The organism is Alteromonas sp. MmMcT2-2 (assembly GCF_022348305.1).
Taxonomy (GTDB): Bacteria; Pseudomonadota; Gammaproteobacteria; order Enterobacterales; family Alteromonadaceae; genus Alteromonas; species Alteromonas macleodii.
Genome location: NZ_JAKRFA010000004.1, coordinates 20989 through 37193, shown reverse-complemented (window position 1 = coordinate 37193; position 16205 = coordinate 20989). Strand labels below are relative to the sequence as shown.

The 16205-nt window shown below is 44.9% G+C and carries 10 protein-coding genes; 4 read left to right on the top strand and 6 right to left on the bottom strand.

Features of this window, described 5'->3' with window-relative positions; all coding sequences use genetic code 11:
- Positions 1-114 precede the first annotated feature (114 nt).
- Positions 115-2202: an elongation factor G gene (fusA, locus tag MHM99_RS04030; protein ID WP_049588862.1), complete on the top strand. Its 2088-nt coding sequence runs from the start codon at positions 115-117 to the stop codon at positions 2200-2202.
- A gap of 113 nt (positions 2203-2315) precedes the next feature.
- On the opposite strand, the gene cynS is transcribed toward fusA, so the two are convergent.
- The 6 genes from cynS to MHM99_RS04000 form a co-directional block, all read right to left on the bottom strand.
- A complete protein-coding gene (gene cynS / locus MHM99_RS04025) occupies positions 2316-2765 on the bottom strand; it encodes a cyanase (protein WP_014949029.1) in 450 nt (149 codons plus the stop codon).
- Positions 2766-2783: 18 nt separating this feature from the next.
- Entirely contained in the window at positions 2784-4694 is a 1911-nt protein-coding gene (locus MHM99_RS04020; protein ID WP_239218270.1) for a protein phosphatase 2C domain-containing protein, read from the bottom strand.
- Positions 4695-4820: 126 nt separating this feature from the next.
- Positions 4821-5669, bottom strand: coding sequence for a formate/nitrite transporter family protein (locus MHM99_RS04015; protein WP_014949030.1), 849 nt, complete (start codon positions 5667-5669; stop codon positions 4821-4823).
- Positions 5670-6109: 440 nt separating this feature from the next.
- A complete protein-coding gene (locus MHM99_RS04010) occupies positions 6110-8176 on the bottom strand; it encodes a DUF3488 and transglutaminase-like domain-containing protein (protein WP_239218268.1) in 2067 nt (688 codons plus the stop codon).
- Positions 8173-9306 carry a DUF58 domain-containing protein gene (locus MHM99_RS04005; RefSeq protein WP_239218266.1) on the bottom strand — a complete coding sequence of 378 codons (1134 nt, stop codon included), beginning with the start codon at positions 9304-9306 and terminating at the stop codon, positions 8173-8175. Before MHM99_RS04005 ends, MHM99_RS04010 begins: the two co-directional genes overlap by 4 nt.
- A 36-nt stretch (positions 9307-9342) precedes the next feature.
- On the bottom strand, positions 9343-10290 hold the full coding sequence (locus tag MHM99_RS04000) for a MoxR family ATPase (RefSeq protein ID WP_239218264.1): 948 nt from the start codon (positions 10288-10290) through the stop codon (positions 9343-9345).
- Between the two features lie 500 nt (positions 10291-10790).
- Between MHM99_RS04000 and seqA the strand changes: the two genes are divergently transcribed.
- The 3 genes from seqA to MHM99_RS03985 all read left to right on the top strand — a co-directional run bounded on the left by seqA (position 10791) and on the right by MHM99_RS03985 (position 15972).
- Positions 10791-11576, top strand: coding sequence for a replication initiation negative regulator SeqA (gene seqA, locus MHM99_RS03995; protein ID WP_187447310.1), 786 nt, complete (start codon positions 10791-10793; stop codon positions 11574-11576).
- Between the two features lie 47 nt (positions 11577-11623).
- Entirely contained in the window at positions 11624-13276 is a 1653-nt protein-coding gene (pgm, locus tag MHM99_RS03990; RefSeq protein ID WP_239218262.1) for a phosphoglucomutase (alpha-D-glucose-1,6-bisphosphate-dependent), read from the top strand.
- A 218-nt stretch (positions 13277-13494) separates the two neighbouring features.
- Positions 13495-15972: a glycogen/starch/alpha-glucan phosphorylase gene (locus MHM99_RS03985; protein WP_014949036.1), complete on the top strand. Its 2478-nt coding sequence runs from the start codon at positions 13495-13497 to the stop codon at positions 15970-15972.
- The last annotated feature ends 233 nt before the right edge of the window (positions 15973-16205 follow it).

Below are 16205 nucleotides of genomic sequence, written 5' to 3'. Positions count from 1 at the left end.
GGCGCGGATTTTGGCAAACGAATTTAAGGTTTATGCTAAAAAAGGTGTAAATCTGGTATAGAAATCCTTTATAATCCGGCCGTTTTTTTACACTGAACCAATGAAAGTGAACTAATGTCAGAACTATCTCATTACAGAAACATTGGTATTTTCGCCCACGTAGACGCGGGTAAAACTACCACAACAGAACGTATCTTGAAGCTTACCGGCCGTATTCACAAAATCGGTGACACTCACGATGGCTCAACTACAACTGACTTCATGGAGCAGGAAGCTGAGCGTGGTATTACCATCCAGTCAGCCGCAACAACCTGTTTCTGGAAAGATCATCGTATGAACATCATCGATACTCCGGGACACGTTGACTTTACAGTTGAAGTATATCGTTCACTGAAAGTGCTTGACGGCGGTATTGGTGTATTTTGTGGTTCTGGCGGTGTTGAGCCTCAGTCAGAAACTAACTGGCGCTATGCTAACGAATCTGGCGTTGCCCGCTGTATTTTCGTTAACAAGCTAGATCGTATGGGTGCAGACTTTTACCGTGTTGTAGGTCAAGTTAAGAAAGTACTTGCTGCTAACCCACTAGTAATGACGCTTCCAATCGGTATCGAAGACGAGTTTAAAGGTGTTGTTAACCTTCTAGATATGAAAGCGTACATCTGGGACGATTCAGGTCTTCCTGAAAACTACGAAGTTGTAGATATCCCTGCAGATATGGTTGATAAGGCTAACGAGTACCGTGAGCAACTAATCGAAACTGCTGTTGAGCAAGACGACGATCTAATGATGGCTTACATGGATGGCGAAGAGCCGTCTTTAGAAGACATCAAGCGCTGTATCCGTAAAGGTACTCGTGACCTAGCGTTCTTCCCAACCTACTGTGGCTCTGCATACAAGAACAAAGGTATTCAGCTTGTTCTAGACGCGGTTGTAGACTTCCTACCTTCTCCAACAGAAGTAGATCCACAAGATCTAACTGACGAAGAAACGGGCGAGCCTACTGGTGAAGTTGCAACAGTATCTGTTGACGAGCCGTTCCGTGCACTTGCGTTCAAAATCATGGACGACCGTTTCGGTGCCCTTACGTTTATCCGTATCTACTCTGGTAAGCTAAACAAAGGCGACACTATTCTTAACAGCGCAACGGGTAAAACTGAGCGTATCGGCCGTATGGTTGAGATGCACGCTGACGAACGTACTGAACTTACTTCAGCACAAGCGGGTGACATCCTAGCAGTTGTTGGTATGAAGAACGTTCAAACTGGTCACACATTATGTGATCCGAAGCACCCTTGTACACTAGAGCCAATGATCTTCCCTGAGCCAGTAATCTCGATTGCTGTTAAGCCAAAAGACAAAGGCGCTAACGAAAAGATGTCTATCGCTATTGGTAAACTAGTAGCAGAAGACCCATCTTTCCAAGTTGAAACTGACGAAGATTCTGGCGAAACCATCCTTAAAGGTATGGGTGAGCTTCACCTAGATATCAAAGTAGACATCTTGAAGCGTACTTACGGCGTTGAGCTAGAAGTTGGTCAACCTCAAGTTGCTTACCGTGAAACTATCACACAAGCAGTTGAAGACAGCTACACGCACAAGAAGCAGTCTGGTGGTTCTGGTCAATTCGGTAAGATTGATTACCGCATCCGTCCGGGCGAAACTAACTCTGGCTTCAAGTTCACATCTACTGTTGTGGGCGGTAACGTTCCTAAAGAATTCTTCCCTGCAATCGAAAAAGGTTTTGCAGGTATGATGGAAGTAGGTCCTCTAGCGGGCTACCCAGTACTAGACGTTGAAGTTGAGCTATTCGACGGTGGTTTCCACGCAGTTGACTCATCAGCAATCGCGTTCGAAATTGCAGCTAAAGGTGCATTCCGTCAGTCAATGCCAAAAGCAGGTCCTCAAATTCTTGAGCCTGTGATGAAAGTTGACGTATTCAGCCCAGAAGACAACGTTGGTGACGTAATCGGTGACCTTAACCGTCGTCGTGGTATGATCAAAGACCAAGAAGCTGGCGCTACTGGCGTTCGCATCAAGGCTGACGTACCTCTATCTGAGATGTTTGGTTACATCGGTCACCTACGTACTATTACATCTGGTCGTGGTCAGTTCTCTATGGAATTCAGCCACTACTCAGCTTGTCCTCAGAACGTAGCTGACAAAGTAATTGAAGAAGCGAAAGCACGTAAAGCTGCTAAGTAATTAGCCTTTGCGAACGTAAGCTGACCTTGGGTTAGCTTACGCTTCAAGAAATACTAAAAAGCCGGTCGCATGACCGGCTTTTTTTATGTCGGGTGTCCCGTCCTAAAATACGTTTAGTACATCTTATATGGCAGAAACTTCCCTGACATCACTACGCTGACACGGTCGCCTTTAGGGTCGTTCTCGCGCTGTAAATCCATCGAAAAATCAATGGCACTCATGATGCCGTCGCCAAACTCTTCATGAATTAATTCCTTTAATGTAGTGCCATACACACTCACTAATTCATACCAGCGGTAAATAAGTGGGTCGGTAGGGACTTCTGTGGGTAACGAGCCTTTGTAAGGCACGATTTGAAGCCAGGCAATGGCTTCGTCGGTAAGCTCAAGTAACTCACCCACGGCTTCAGCTTGCTGTTTTGTCATGGCCATTTGTCCTAAGCAAGCTGCTGTACTCCATTCTTTTGATTGACCAACAACTTCGGCAATCTGGCTCCACTTTATGCCTTTTAAAATTTTGGCTGACTGGATCATGTCGGTAACTTGGGTTCTCGATGTAATCATTTACATTTCCTTAAAGGGTTAGTTAAACAAAATGAGCGTAACTAGATTGCTAAAAATAAGTGCCAGTATTAGCACCTTGTACACAAAAAGAGGGTGTCGTTTTACTAACGGCTCGTACTCCGTATGTTGTGATGGATTTGGGTAGCGAAGCGAAAAAAGAAACTCAGATAGTGAAGAAAATCGCTTGTCAGGGTTCACATGCAAAGCACGTTTAAGAGCGCTATCAACCCAATTAGGTATTGGCCGATTAGGAGCCAATGCGGTTTGGTATTTTAACTTTTTCTGCTCGGCCAACGTGCGACAATGAGCGAGCTTTGTGCCATAGGGGTAACGCCCGCACAAGAGATAGTAGGTGAGTACGGCTAAGGAGAACAGATCAGAGCGCTCTGTGCCAACATTTCCTAAAAAGTATTCAGGTGCGGAAAAAAGTGCAGCGCCAGGAATAGGTGTGTCACTATAGAGGCTTGGGGCATCGGCTAAGGCTGCTGAACCCAAATCTATAATTGTACAGTGCCCTTGTTCGCTAATAATAATATTGTCAGGGCGTATATCCCTATGAACAATGCCCTGACGGTGCATTGCCTGTAAACCTTTACCAACCTGCTCGATTATATTTCTAACTTGCTCTAATGGCGGCGTAGGGTTATCAACAGCCCATTGAGCTAGCGTTTGACCTTGTACATATTCACTTACGCTGTAAAAAGCAGAAGGAGAGTACGGTAGACCCAAATCAGTAAACGTTGGGCTTTTAATAACGTGTGCCGAATTAATCCGTCTCGAAAACCAGCTCTCTATTAGGAACCCATTTACCATTTCTGGTGATAGGGTAAAGTCGGTAGCCGGCGTTTTTACAACCACAGGGCTGTTTCTGTGCGTAGCTTCACAAGACGAATTGGTGGCAATAAAAACATGGCTTCGGGCCGACGTATAAAGCTGTCGTTCTAGCTTCAGTCCATCAACATCATCACCCGTCTTAAAGTTTGCGGCAGCAGGCTCTTCGCATACATGTTCATCAGACTGCTGATTTGAGTAATGAATCGCAGCATCAGAAACCTCAGAATTGGTTATCAGTTGGTTGCCCAACGGCCTGTTAAGTACAGATGAATGAGGTGAAGTTGAAACGCCTGTATACAGTGGGTGTCTGTGATCGTCTAGGCCATCATGGCTAGCTACAAGAACCTTTACGAGAAGTAAGGTGAGGTTGTCATCGCTCCCTCTAGTAAATGCCTCATGTACTACCAACGCAGCTTGGTTTTCAGAAAGCGTATCGGCCTCACTGATTTTCATAAGAATGGTAGATAGCGAAACAAACTCATAAACCCCGTCGCTACTTATCGAAAACGTGCTCGATGAGTTGAGGGTGAGTGTTGTGTGGTCGATGTCTATATGTGCTTGAACGCCTAATGCTTTAGTAAGATAACTCTGCGAAGGCTCACTTTCCGATACTTGACGATGAGGTTTTGTGAGTAAGACAGGCGACTGTGCGTTCTTAGAAATAGCCTGAATTTGACAATCTCCCACATGAAATACATCCATGTGATTGCCTGTTACCACCGCCACTGTTAACGTGCACACATAACCTTTTTCTGGTGTATAGCAGAAGGGACTTCTTTGCGTACGTGTGTAAAGCAGCGCGTTTATCTCTTTAATAATGGTTTCAGCGCGCATCTTAACCGACCATTGTTCCGGCGCCATATTAAACAGTTTAATAAACTGACTGGTAGCAAAGTCGCTAGCAACTTGGCTAACCGTACTGCTACTTACACCGTCGGCGATAACAAAAACGCTGCTTTGATTTGGGTTATCAGAAACATGAAAAGCATATGCATCTTGGTTTATCGCTTTAACGCCGGCTGTAGAAAATGCACTTACACTGAGCGTGTTAGCTGGTGGGTTAATTGGGGCGTTTAACGCGGCTCGCTCATTCATGTTTAATTGTTTCTTACCTGCATATTTAATTATGAGCCCAATTAGTTATTTCCAAGGAAACGGATAACGCCATCATGACGTGTCTTGTAGGGACAAGGCATGATGGCTTTAAGATAAGCGCCTTAATTAAATAGGCAGTGTTTGCGATGCAGCGGCTTTATCAACAGGGATAGTACGTTTGGGTAGCGTCTTAACGTGGGTGGTGTACAGGGTTAGTCCAGTAAAGGCGAGGCCACCAACAAGATTTCCAAGTGCAGTTGGGATCTCGTTCCAAATGAAGTAGTCCATAACCGAGAAGTCGCCGCCCATAATAAGGCCAAATGGGAAAAGAAACATGTTTACTACTGAGTGCTCAAAACCCATAAAGAAGAACAGCATGATTGGCATCCACATGGCTAGTACTTTTCCGCTAACGTGAGTTGAAATCATTGCACCCACTACGCCTAGCGACACCATCCAGTTACACAACATGCCGCGAATAAAAATGGTGAACCAGCCTGCAACGCCGTGTTCTGCGTAGCCCAATGTACGAGCTTCGCCAATGCTGGCTACCTTAGTCGCGATGGCACCGCCATCCACGTTATACCCCATGGTAAAAATAAACGACATCATAAAGGCCACGGTTAATGCGCCGCCAAAGTTACCTAAAAATACTAATCCCCAATTTCGTAGAATTTGTTTTGGCGTGACGCCAGGTCGCTGTGCAAGCCAAGCGAGCGGGGTAAGTACAAACACGCCGGTTAATAGGTCAAACCCCATAAGGTAGAGCATACAAAAGCCCACTGGGAATAACACTGCGCCAAGAAGAAATACGCCGGTTTGAACGGCAATGGTAACGGCAAAAACAGCGGCAAGGGCCAATATTGCACCTGCCATATAAGCGCGGATTAGAGTATCTCGTGTAGACATATAAATTTTGGCTTCGCCTGCATCTACCATCTTGGTTGCAAACTCAGCGGGGAGAAGATAAGCCATGGTTTCACCTCACGTTGTCGTTATTAATAAGTTGTCATCTGTGTGTTGGCGTTTACTGTTTCAATGCGTTCCAGAAGATCAAAAAAAGGCGTCCGCAGCGCTCTCGTAAGAAAGAACTGGGGACGCCTTTGTCCAAAACTCATGCATTGTGGTAGCTAACAAATAAACCGTCGGTTATGTGTACGCCTTTGTACTCTAAAGCCCGTTGGCAACTAATACTTGTATAAGCGCCTTCGTACTTTTGTTATCCATTTGTACAAAGCTAAAAAAGTGCCAATAACCAAAATGTACCTAAATGTGTTATTTATTGCTATTTAAAACAATGGCTTGTGTAAATTCGTGGCTGTATTGATAGTCGCTTGCGCCAAGGCACTATTAATTAGTCTGCACTAAAAAGGGGGGAGTGTGAGTGTTTAAGGTGCAACCGGTTTAACTATTTCCTACTTTAATGCCTGTTTTAACATTTTTAGCTGACGCTTCATGGTTGGATAAACTTTTGCCTCTTGTGTTCGGTGTGCGTATTTTTCATGCTCAAATAGTTCACACAGAAGTGTTAGTGCCTTGGTAGCATCTTCGTTTATCAAAGGGTTAACTTCACTCATAAAGGCGGACAAGGTTTTATTCCCTCTTTCTTTTCCTGTTTTAGCTTCAACGCATTTTATTGCGTTTAGTAAAACTCTGTGTGAGGGCGACAACGTGGTGCGATGCGTTTTGGGTAAAAAATAAAGTGCTAAAATAAGCCCAATTAGACCAATGGCGGAAAGAAATACAACTCGCATTTTTTGCGGGGTTAGCGAGCCTAGTAATTCTTCAAGCATGTTGGTTTGCGCAGTATTGTCAAAGCCCAGTACCCATTTACTCCACGAGTAATCGAGCTGTTGAAACCAGCTTTGTAACGTTGCAAAAATAGCAGCGTTGCTAAGGTCGCCCAAAATACTGGCTTCACGAGACTCCCCAAGCTCTTCCAACGCACGTTCAAGTCCAAAGGTTAGGCGAGACGGTGCCACCATACTCGTTGGGTCGTGTCGAACCCAAACACCATCGATAAATGCTTCCACCCATGCATGTGCATCGTACTGCCTTACTTGAAGCACATTGTCATTAAGTGCGCTTCCGCCCTGGTAGCCTGTCACCATTCTTGCCGGTACCCCTGCGGCGCGAAGCACATACACCATGGCGCCTGCGTAATGGGCACAAAAACCTGAGCGTTCTTCAAATAAAAAACGGTCGATGGGGTCGGTAGGCATGGCGTTCGGCGATAGGGTGTAGCGGAAGCCCCCTTGATTAAATTCACGCATTATTGCGCTAACTATTTGCTGTGCGCTTGAGTATTGTTTGGCAAGTGTCTGTCCCCATGCTCTGGCTTGAGGGTTGCCATTCATGGAAACCTGAAGGTTTAGTTGCGATTCAAAATTTCCTATTCCGCTAGTGATTTGAGCAGTTGGATAGTAGCGCAGATAAAACGCTTTTTTACTGGATATTGGGCTATTCGCCCTTAACGTAAAATCAAAAAGACTTCTTACGAAAATACTGTGCTCGCGGTTGTTGGGGGTCGAAGGCGCTAACGCAAACAGCCACGTTTGCTGTGTGGGTTCCACGATCAATTCATAACTTATCACTTGAGGCGTACTTTCCTCGGCCAGAGCTGACAAGGGTGTTGGCTTGCCCATGTAAGCTAGCTGCTGCTCTGCCTGTTTGCGTTTGTCGCTAATAGACCAGGTTTTCCCGTCAAAATGTTCTAAGGTCATAGCGCGCCAATACCTGGACGGTGCATCGGGGACTTCTTCGGCGCTTTCAAATGTGGCGCTGAAAGCTAATTCAGATGAACTTGCAAGTGACGCAATATCACCAGGCGTCACCGTGTCAGAAAGCCCGGTTTCAGTCGACTTTGACGTGGGCATCTGCCAAAGCGGAGGGAGTTGGGGAAGCAGTAAAAACAGTAGCAGCGCGATAGGGAAAGCTTGGACAATAAGCACGGTCACGAATTTAATGCTTTTTGATTTGAGTATTCCTGCACCGTGATAAATGGCAGTCGCAAAGAGCAGCAGGGCCAGTATTCCTGTATAGCCAATCCACGCAAATACGCTTAGAGACGAGATAAATCCGCAGCCGATCAAGAACAAACAGGTACATACAATTAAGTGAAAATCTCGTTTTTTCTCAACCAGCATGATTTTGAGCGCGCAAGCGACGGTCAATAGGTTGATCATGCTATCAAGCAATCCTACTGAAAAGCCGAACCACGATAATGCGAACACTGCCAATATCGCCAGCAAGTTAACCGTGCGTGATGTGGGCAAACTATTCAACGCACTAAGGCCTGCGGCCCTCACTGTCACAGCACATCCACCTAGCATAATTACCCATGTCATAAGTGGCGCGGTAAGAGAAAAAAGAATAAGAGAGAAAGCTATGCAGAGCATAAGCACAGCCACGGACGTTGGTTGGCTAAACACGCTTTTAACAACGGTTAATTGTGATAAACGGCTTAAGATAGCGGAGATCATTTCGTTGACCTCGCTCTTTCACTCTTTATGGAAGATATTGAGACCGTTTTATTTGAGGTTGAAGAAGCTTGTGATGAATGCGAATTCAAACAAGCAAGCGCACTAAGACATTCGTGCCTATGTTTTACCCCGTGAGCAGGGGCAATATTAAGCCCTTTGTACTGTATTCCAAATACCCGGTCTGCGCCTGTCCAAGACAATGCTGCATAGGTAAGCGCCGACACGGCAGTTTCCACATCGATGTTTGAGGAAACTGAAAGTACAAAACTGTCGCTTTGCAAGGAGGTAAAGGATTTCGAAACCCAATTTCCGTTTTTCGCCACATGCTTCCACGATACGCGATTAAGCGGCTGTCCAACTTCGTAATCGTTTAATGCGTAAAAGTCTTCGTTACTTGTAAGGTCGTTAACCTGACTGACGCTATCCGACTCATTAGAACTCGCTACCTTGTTAACAGTGACCGGACCTTCTTGAGGTTTTGCGTAGACAGTGACTTGTTGGTCAAAATCGAGGTGGGTCCAGCATTTGTATAATCCCAACGGAAAATCGCATGCAATGGTTAGTCTGCCGAGTGCAAATCGGCCCCGTACTGGTATTGAAAGAGGCACGCTGAGGGTTTGCGTTTGTCTTGTACCCGCAACTTCATTGTCGTTTAAAGAAAAGCTGTACGTCTGCTGGTCCACTGAGATGTTTTCATTGCTTGCAAGAACAGTGGTTTCCATGGGGCGCGCTGTATTTAGCCACTTTATTGCTAATACACCATTGCACGTTTTCGTTGGCGCTGCCGCAAGAGGGATAACCTGAAGCTGCAATTCACCCTGTAAGTTACAGTGAAATGGACTGGGGGGCGTCGCCTTAAGCGCTAAACGCGCAAAGTTTTGATGAGTGTAAAACAGCGTTAATAGCATAATGCTTAAGCACAAATAGCTAAGCAGCAACATCAAGTTGTTTTGGTAGTTAGTGCCAAGTAAAAACAAACACAGCGATAGAATAATAAAAGACCAACCGAATCCGCTCGGCAATATAAAAATACTGTTTACGTTGAGGTGATGTTCGTGAGAAGCCGGCATTCGCCTGTCTAACCACTTTAACAGCCTGCGTTGTAGGTAATTCGAAAGTGAAGCTGGCATTCTACGCACCTTTAGCGCTCCGAAAATTCATGAATGCTAGGCTGCCAGTGGGTCAATACTATCGAGTAATTTCTGGCTCAGTTTTTCACCGTCAAAAGCATGGGTTTGCTGCCCTTGTGCCAACTGATGTGAAGACAATGTTAGCCTATGAGCGGTAATGGCCACGAAGACGGCCTGTACATCTTCGGGAGTAACATATGATTTTCCGGAAACAAACGCCCAGGCTTTGGCACCTTGGAGTATCGCTCTACTCGCTCGTGGCGATAGGGGATTAGGGTAAACATTACTTTCTCGACTTTCACTCACCAATCTTAGAATGTAATGAATAATGGCATCGCTGGTATGAATAGCGGCTACCTCTCGTTGCATCTCGCGCAAATTCTCCTCATTTAGTATTTGTGCAAGCGGTGCTGATGCATCCTGTTGCAATAGCATGGCTTTTTCTGCTTCCCACGCTGGATAGCCCAAAGAGATACGCATAAAGAAACGGTCAAGTTGGGACTCTGGCAAGGGATAAGTGCCCGATTGATAGCTTGGGTTTTGTGTAGCAATAACAAAAAATGGAAAGGGTAGCGCGTGGGTTACACCATCTATACTTACTTGTCGCTCTTCCATCGCTTCTAACAGGGCGCTTTGTGTTTTGGGACTGGCTCTGTTTAGCTCGTCCGCTAACACCACTTGGCTAAAAATAGGGCCGTGTCTAAATGAAAAGCGCTTTGCCTCGTCTTGTTCATTACTATGAAAAATGTTTACGCCCAACATATCTGATGGGAGTAAGTCAGAAGTAAATTGAATGCGAGAATATTGTAGGCCAAAAACTTGGGAAAGCGCATGAGAAAGGGTGGTTTTACCCATTCCTGGTAAGTCTTCAATTAATAAGTGGCCATTGGCAAGTAAACAGGTTATTGCGAGTTTTAACTGGTGATCTTTACCAATAATTTTCTGACTAAGAGCCCGCTGTACATTAATGATATCTTGGCGCATGTAATTGTCACTTAAGTTTAAAGTTACTCTGTCACACTACGTATTAAACAGTGAGAAAGCGATTCAGGCTTTTCTAAGGATGTTGCGCAATGATGTTTAAGTTCATGTCTGAGTTCATGTTCTAGTTTACATGTTTAGCGAACGGTAACGAGTGCCGACAATGCGGTGTTTCGAAGGTCACTACTTCTTAATAATAGCAACGATAGTGAAAGGCTTTCTATTGAATTACCTGTTAAATTTTATACGCAGGTATATCAGCGACTTGATGGTTCGTTGCGTTGTTTCTCCTATGTTCTTAATGTTGTTAAGGCGACGTCTATTTTTGAAAAAGTAAAAACGGCTTACATGGACTTTATCGACAGCAAATACGACGGAACGGGAAGCAGTAAAACGTCACTTTCTTACCTTATTAGCATAGATTCCCGCAAAACATCTGTTATTAAGTGCTGCGTAGTTTATCTGTGTTGTCTATAATGGTGCCTCTTAAAAAGGAAGTAGTTATGAAAAGCATTGAAATAGATGACGATTTATATGCCTTCATCGCCAGCCAAACGAAGCATATTGGTGAGAGTGCATCACAAATTTTAAGACGTTTACTTTTGCCTGAAGACGGTGCCGTGTCCCAAGGTGTCCAGCATGGTGGCGCTTCATCTACATCTGTAAAAACAAGCGAACCAAAAAGTACAGACGTTGTAGAAACCGCAGATAACGCAAGTGAGTCAACACCCGAAGTTGAAACTCAAGTGGCGACTAAAGTACAAACCAAAGCGCCTTCTAAAGCGACAGCCAGTTCAGCAGTTAAAGCAGCGCCAAAGGCTGCAGCGAAGAAAGCTACAGCTAAAGCAACGGCAGCAAAAGCGCCTGCGAGCTCAAGGGCAGCTAAAAAGGTTTCGGAAGTTTCTTCAGTAACGCCAGCAACAGAAGCTCACTCGAAAAGAGACATTCTTGAAGCGGTGTCAAAAGATGCATTAGGCACATTTACCAAGCGCGTTGATCAATTCCTGTTTGTTTTAAGTGCAGCGCACAAGCTTAATGCAGAAAACTTTACTCGTGTTGAAAGTATAAAAGGTAAAAACCGTACGTACTTTGCGACAAGTAAGGCGGCATTGTTGGAAAACGGCAGCAGTACTAATCCTAAAGCTATCCCTGATAGCCCGTTCTGGGTGGTAACCAATAACAATACTGCCAAGAAAACGAATATGCTGGAACAAGTTTTGCGTAACTTAGGCTATCAACCCGATGTTATTGAAACCGTGATTGCGCGTTTCTCTTCAGAAGGTAAATAGCAAGCCAAGGTATAGAACAACGAAACTTCTAAATAAGGATTTTTTTCATGGCATTACATCCGCAGGCTGGACAGCATGCAGCAAAAGAGCAACTCATTAACGTAGCGCAGTTAGTGAGCCAGTATTACAGCTATAAACCGGATATGAATGACCCGGGTCAAGCGGTCTCTTTTGGCACGTCAGGTCACAGAGGTACAGCTTTCAACGCTACGTTTACCGATACCCACATCAGTGCAATTTGCCAAGCATTGGTAGAGTATCGTAAACAAGAAGGTATCGACGGTCCGCTGTTCGTTGGTAAAGATACCCACGCGTTATCTGAGCCTGCCATGATTACCGCTATCGAAGTTTTGTGTGCAAACGGTGTCAATGTTGTCGTGCAGCGCGCAGACAATGAAAGCATGGGCTATACGCCGACACCTGTTATTTCACGTACTATTATTCGCTACAATCGCGCAGGTAACACCGACAAGGCAGATGGTATCGTCATTACGCCTTCTCATAACCCTCCTTCAGACGGTGGATTTAAGTACAACCCGCCTCACGGTGGCCCTGCCGATAGTGATGTAACCAAACAAATTCAAGAACGCGCCAATGAATTAATTGCCGATGGCAATAAGAATGTTAAGCGCATTGATATTCGTCAAGCTACCGCGCGCAAATTGGTTCGTGAAGAAGACTTCATGGAACCTTACATTGAAGACCTTGCAAGCGTTATCGACATGGAAGCGATTGCAAAAGCTAACTTGAAGTTAGGTACTGACCCATTAGGTGGTGCAGGCATAGGTTATTGGTCGCGAATTGCAGATAAATATGGCTTGGACATTACCGTTGTTAACGACGCGGTTGACCCACAGTTTGGTTTTATGCGCCGTGACAAAGACGGTAAGCTTCGCATGGATTGTTCGTCTGCCTATGCGATGGCAGGGCTTATCGAGCTGAAAGATAACTTTGACTTAGCTTGGGGCAATGATCCTGATTTCGATCGTCACGGTATTGTGTGCAAAAGTGCGGGCCTAATGAACCCAAACCATTATTTGGCCGTGGCTATTAACTACCTTTATACCCACCGTCCAGAATGGCCTAGCGATCTAAATATCGGTAAAACACTGGTGTCTAGCAGTATGATTGACCGCGTAGCCAACAGCTTAGGTAAACCTTTAGCTGAAATGCCGGTAGGCTTTAAATGGTTTGTTGATGGTTTATCAAACAGCACTATTGGTTTTGCGGGTGAAGAAAGTGCTGGTGGAATTTTCCTTGAACGCAATGGAAGCACGTGGGCGACAGACAAAGACGGCTTTATTCTTTGTTTGCTGGCAGCTGAAATCCTAGCCATCACAGGTAAAGATCCTGGCGAGCACTACAAAGCGCTAACGGAAAAATTTGCAGCGCCGGTTTACAGCCGTGTTGACGTGGCAGCAACACTTGAACAAAAGCAAAAGCTTTCGGCGATGGATGCATCTGTCGTCACTAGCGATACGTTGGCGGGCGAGCCTATCACTGCCGTTCAAACCCATGCGCCAGGTAATAACGCGGCAATTGGTGGCGTTAAAGTATCGACAGAAAATGGCTGGTTCGCAGCGCGTCCTTCTGGCACCGAACAAATTTATAAAATTTATGCGGAAAGCTTTAACGGTGAAAGCCACTTACAGGATCTAATTGCTGAAGCCGAAGCCTTAGTCGGAAAAATAATTAAATAAGTACAAAAACAAATCACTTTAAATTCCTTTTTGTAAATTAATTGTTAAAAATCGCATGAATGCATACGAATTCATGCGATTTTTTGTTATTTTAACAAAATTATTACAACATAATCGTTTAAGCGCTGCTATATTGCTGTCATATTCTGAAGTTATTCTGTAATTAAATTACGTTTTCGGTGTGTAAACACCGCTTCTACTTAAGAGTGAGACGCAAAATGAACGCAAAAGCGACCAAGACGCAACCCTCTCCAGTGATCGATAAGGCTGCATTCAAAGCAGCGGTTATTAAACACTTACACTGCACGCTAGGCACCGACGAAAACAAAGCAAACAATCACGCTTGGTGGAAAGCAACGTGTGCTGCAATTCAAGAACAAGTACTTGAAGGGTTGCGCAAAACCCAGAAAAGTCATTACCTGAACGACACCCGCGCCGTTCATTACTTCTCTGCTGAATTCCTAATGGGCCGTTTGCTTTCAAACAACCTGCAAAACTTTGGCTTGTTCGATGTAGCGAGTGGTGCGCTGAAAGAGCTAGGTGTTGAGATTTCAGACATTCTTGAAGAAGAGCCTGATATGGCGCTAGGTAATGGTGGCCTTGGCCGACTAGCGGCTTGCTTCATCGACTCACTGGCGACAATGGAATTACCTGCAATAGGTTATGGTATTCATTACGAGCACGGTTTATTCCGCCAAGAAATTAAAAGCGGTGCGCAAATCGAGCGTCCAGATAGCTGGCGTGACTACGGTAATCCATGGGAAATTTGCCGTCCGGAATCTATTCAAGAAGTATCGCTTTACGGCTATGTAGAGACTAAATACGGCGACAACGGACGAGTGCTGAAAGAATGGCACCCTGGCTCAATTGTTAAAGGTGTGCCGTGGGACATTCCGGTTGTAGGCTACGAAGGTAAAACCGTAAACGTACTGCGATTGTGGCAGTCAGAAGCGTCTGACTACTTCAATTGGGACGTATTCAATGCGGGTGGTTATGTTGATGCACAGCGTGAAAATGTATCAGCTGAAACGATTTCAAAAGTACTTTATCCAAACGATGAGACCGAAGCGGGTAAAGAGCTGCGTCTTATTCAGCAGTACTTCTTCTGCTCGTGCTCGCTTAAAGACATTATCCGTCGTTACAAGCGTGCTCATGGTGACGATTGGAGCCGTTTCGCCGATCAGGTTGTTATTCAGCTAAACGATACGCACCCAGCTATTTCTATACCAGAGTTAATGCGCATTCTTGTTGACCGCGCAGAGCTTGGTTGGGATGAAGCGTGGGGCATTTGTACAAAAGTATTTGCATATACCAACCACACCTTGCTACCAGAGGCACTTGAAAAGTGGCCTGCGCGCATGATTGAGAAGATCCTTCCTCGTCATCTAGAAATCATTTATGAAATTAACCACCGCTTTATGGCAGAGGTTGATAAGAAGTGGCCTGGCGACAATGCCATGAAAGCTAAGCTTTCAATCATTGAAGAAGGTAACGAGAAGATGGTTCGTATGGGCCACCTGTCGGTAATCGGTTCATTTGCTGTTAACGGTGTGGCAGAAATGCACTCTCGTCTTGTTAAGTCGTCTCTGTTCCCAGAGTTCGATGAACTGTATCCAGGTAAGCTAACTAACGTAACCAACGGTATTACACCACGCCGCTGGTTGAAAGCGTGTAACCCAGCGCTGTCTAAGCTAATCGATAAAAAGATTGGTGAAGACTGGCCGCGCGACTTAGACAAACTGCAAGGGTTAGCTAAATTTGCGAGCAATAAAACGTTCCAGAAGCAGTTCATGAAAGTGAAGCTTGAGAACAAAGAGTTGCTAGCAGAGGAAATTCGCAAGTCACTTGATATAGAAGTAGACGTTAACGCCATTTTCGATGTGCAGATTAAGCGTTTGCACGAGTATAAGCGTCAACACTTAGCGCTTCTGAATATTATGGCGCTATACCGTCGTATTCTAGAAAACCCTGATTACGATATGCACCCGCGTGTATTTGTGTTTGGTGCTAAAGCCGCACCGGGCTACAAGCTTGCGAAAGATATTATCTTCGCTATTAACAAGGTAGCGGATAAAATCAACAACGATCCGCGCGTAAATAACAAGATTAAAGTAGCATTCTTACCAAACTACCGCGTATCACTCGCTGAAAAAATGATTCCAGCGGCAGACGTATCTGAGCAAATCAGTACGGCAGGTAAAGAGGCATCAGGAACCGGTAATATGAAGCTTGCGCTGAACGGTGCGGTAACTATTGGTACACTTGATGGTGCAAACGTTGAAATTGCTGAAGAAGTGGGCGATGACAACATCTTTATCTTCGGACTTACAGTAGAAGAAGTGAACGAGCTTAAAGCGAATGGCTATAACCCACATGACTACTACTATAAAGATCCAGAAATTAAAGCTGTGCTGGATTGGTTAGAAACGGATTACTTTACGCCAGGTAAACCAGGTGCATTGGTGTCAATTAAGCAAAGCTTACTTGATAACGGTGACCCGTACATGGTGCTTGCAGATTTCCGTGCTTATTCTGATGCACAAATTGCAGTTGATGCTGCATACCGCGACAAAGAGCGTTGGGCAGAAATGGCCATCATCAATACAGCGAAGATGGGTAAATTTACCTCAGATCGTTCAATTCGTGACTACGTAGAACGCGTTTGGAAACTTTCACCGTGTAAGATTGAAAGCTAATCGCAGAACCGTAAAGAAATAGCCCGGCAGTGGTACACTCGCCGGGTTTTTTATTACCCTCTAAATACTTCTTCATTGTTTCGTATTGGGTTCAAAATACGGCACAGTTTGTTCTTAACGTCACCAGAAATAAGTACTACAGCCATGTTTTTTGTCCAATATTAGGCTAATGTTGTACAAAAGTATAAGACGGTATACAAAATAATACGTTACTGTCGTTGCGCCATTCGTAG

Bases quoted from the DNA above. Each gene is read 5' to 3' on its own strand.
- fusA (WP_049588862.1), top strand. From the start codon at position 115: ATGTCAGAACTATCTCATTACAGAAACATTGGTATTTTCGCCCACGTA.
- cynS (WP_014949029.1), bottom strand. From the start codon at position 2,765: ATGATTACATCGAGAACCCAAGTTACCGACATGATCCAGTCAGCCAAA.
- MHM99_RS04020 (WP_239218270.1), bottom strand. From the start codon at position 4,694: ATGAATGAGCGAGCCGCGTTAAACGCCCCAATTAACCCACCAGCTAAC.
- MHM99_RS04015 (WP_014949030.1), bottom strand. From the start codon at position 5,669: ATGGCTTATCTTCTCCCCGCTGAGTTTGCAACCAAGATGGTAGATGCA.
- MHM99_RS04010 (WP_239218268.1), bottom strand. From the start codon at position 8,176: ATGATCTCCGCTATCTTAAGCCGTTTATCACAATTAACCGTTGTTAAA.
- MHM99_RS04005 (WP_239218266.1), bottom strand. From the start codon at position 9,306: ATGCCAGCTTCACTTTCGAATTACCTACAACGCAGGCTGTTAAAGTGG.
- MHM99_RS04000 (WP_239218264.1), bottom strand. From the start codon at position 10,290: ATGCGCCAAGATATCATTAATGTACAGCGGGCTCTTAGTCAGAAAATT.
- seqA (WP_187447310.1), top strand. From the start codon at position 10,791: ATGAAAAGCATTGAAATAGATGACGATTTATATGCCTTCATCGCCAGC.
- pgm (WP_239218262.1), top strand. From the start codon at position 11,624: ATGGCATTACATCCGCAGGCTGGACAGCATGCAGCAAAAGAGCAACTC.
- MHM99_RS03985 (WP_014949036.1), top strand. From the start codon at position 13,495: ATGAACGCAAAAGCGACCAAGACGCAACCCTCTCCAGTGATCGATAAG.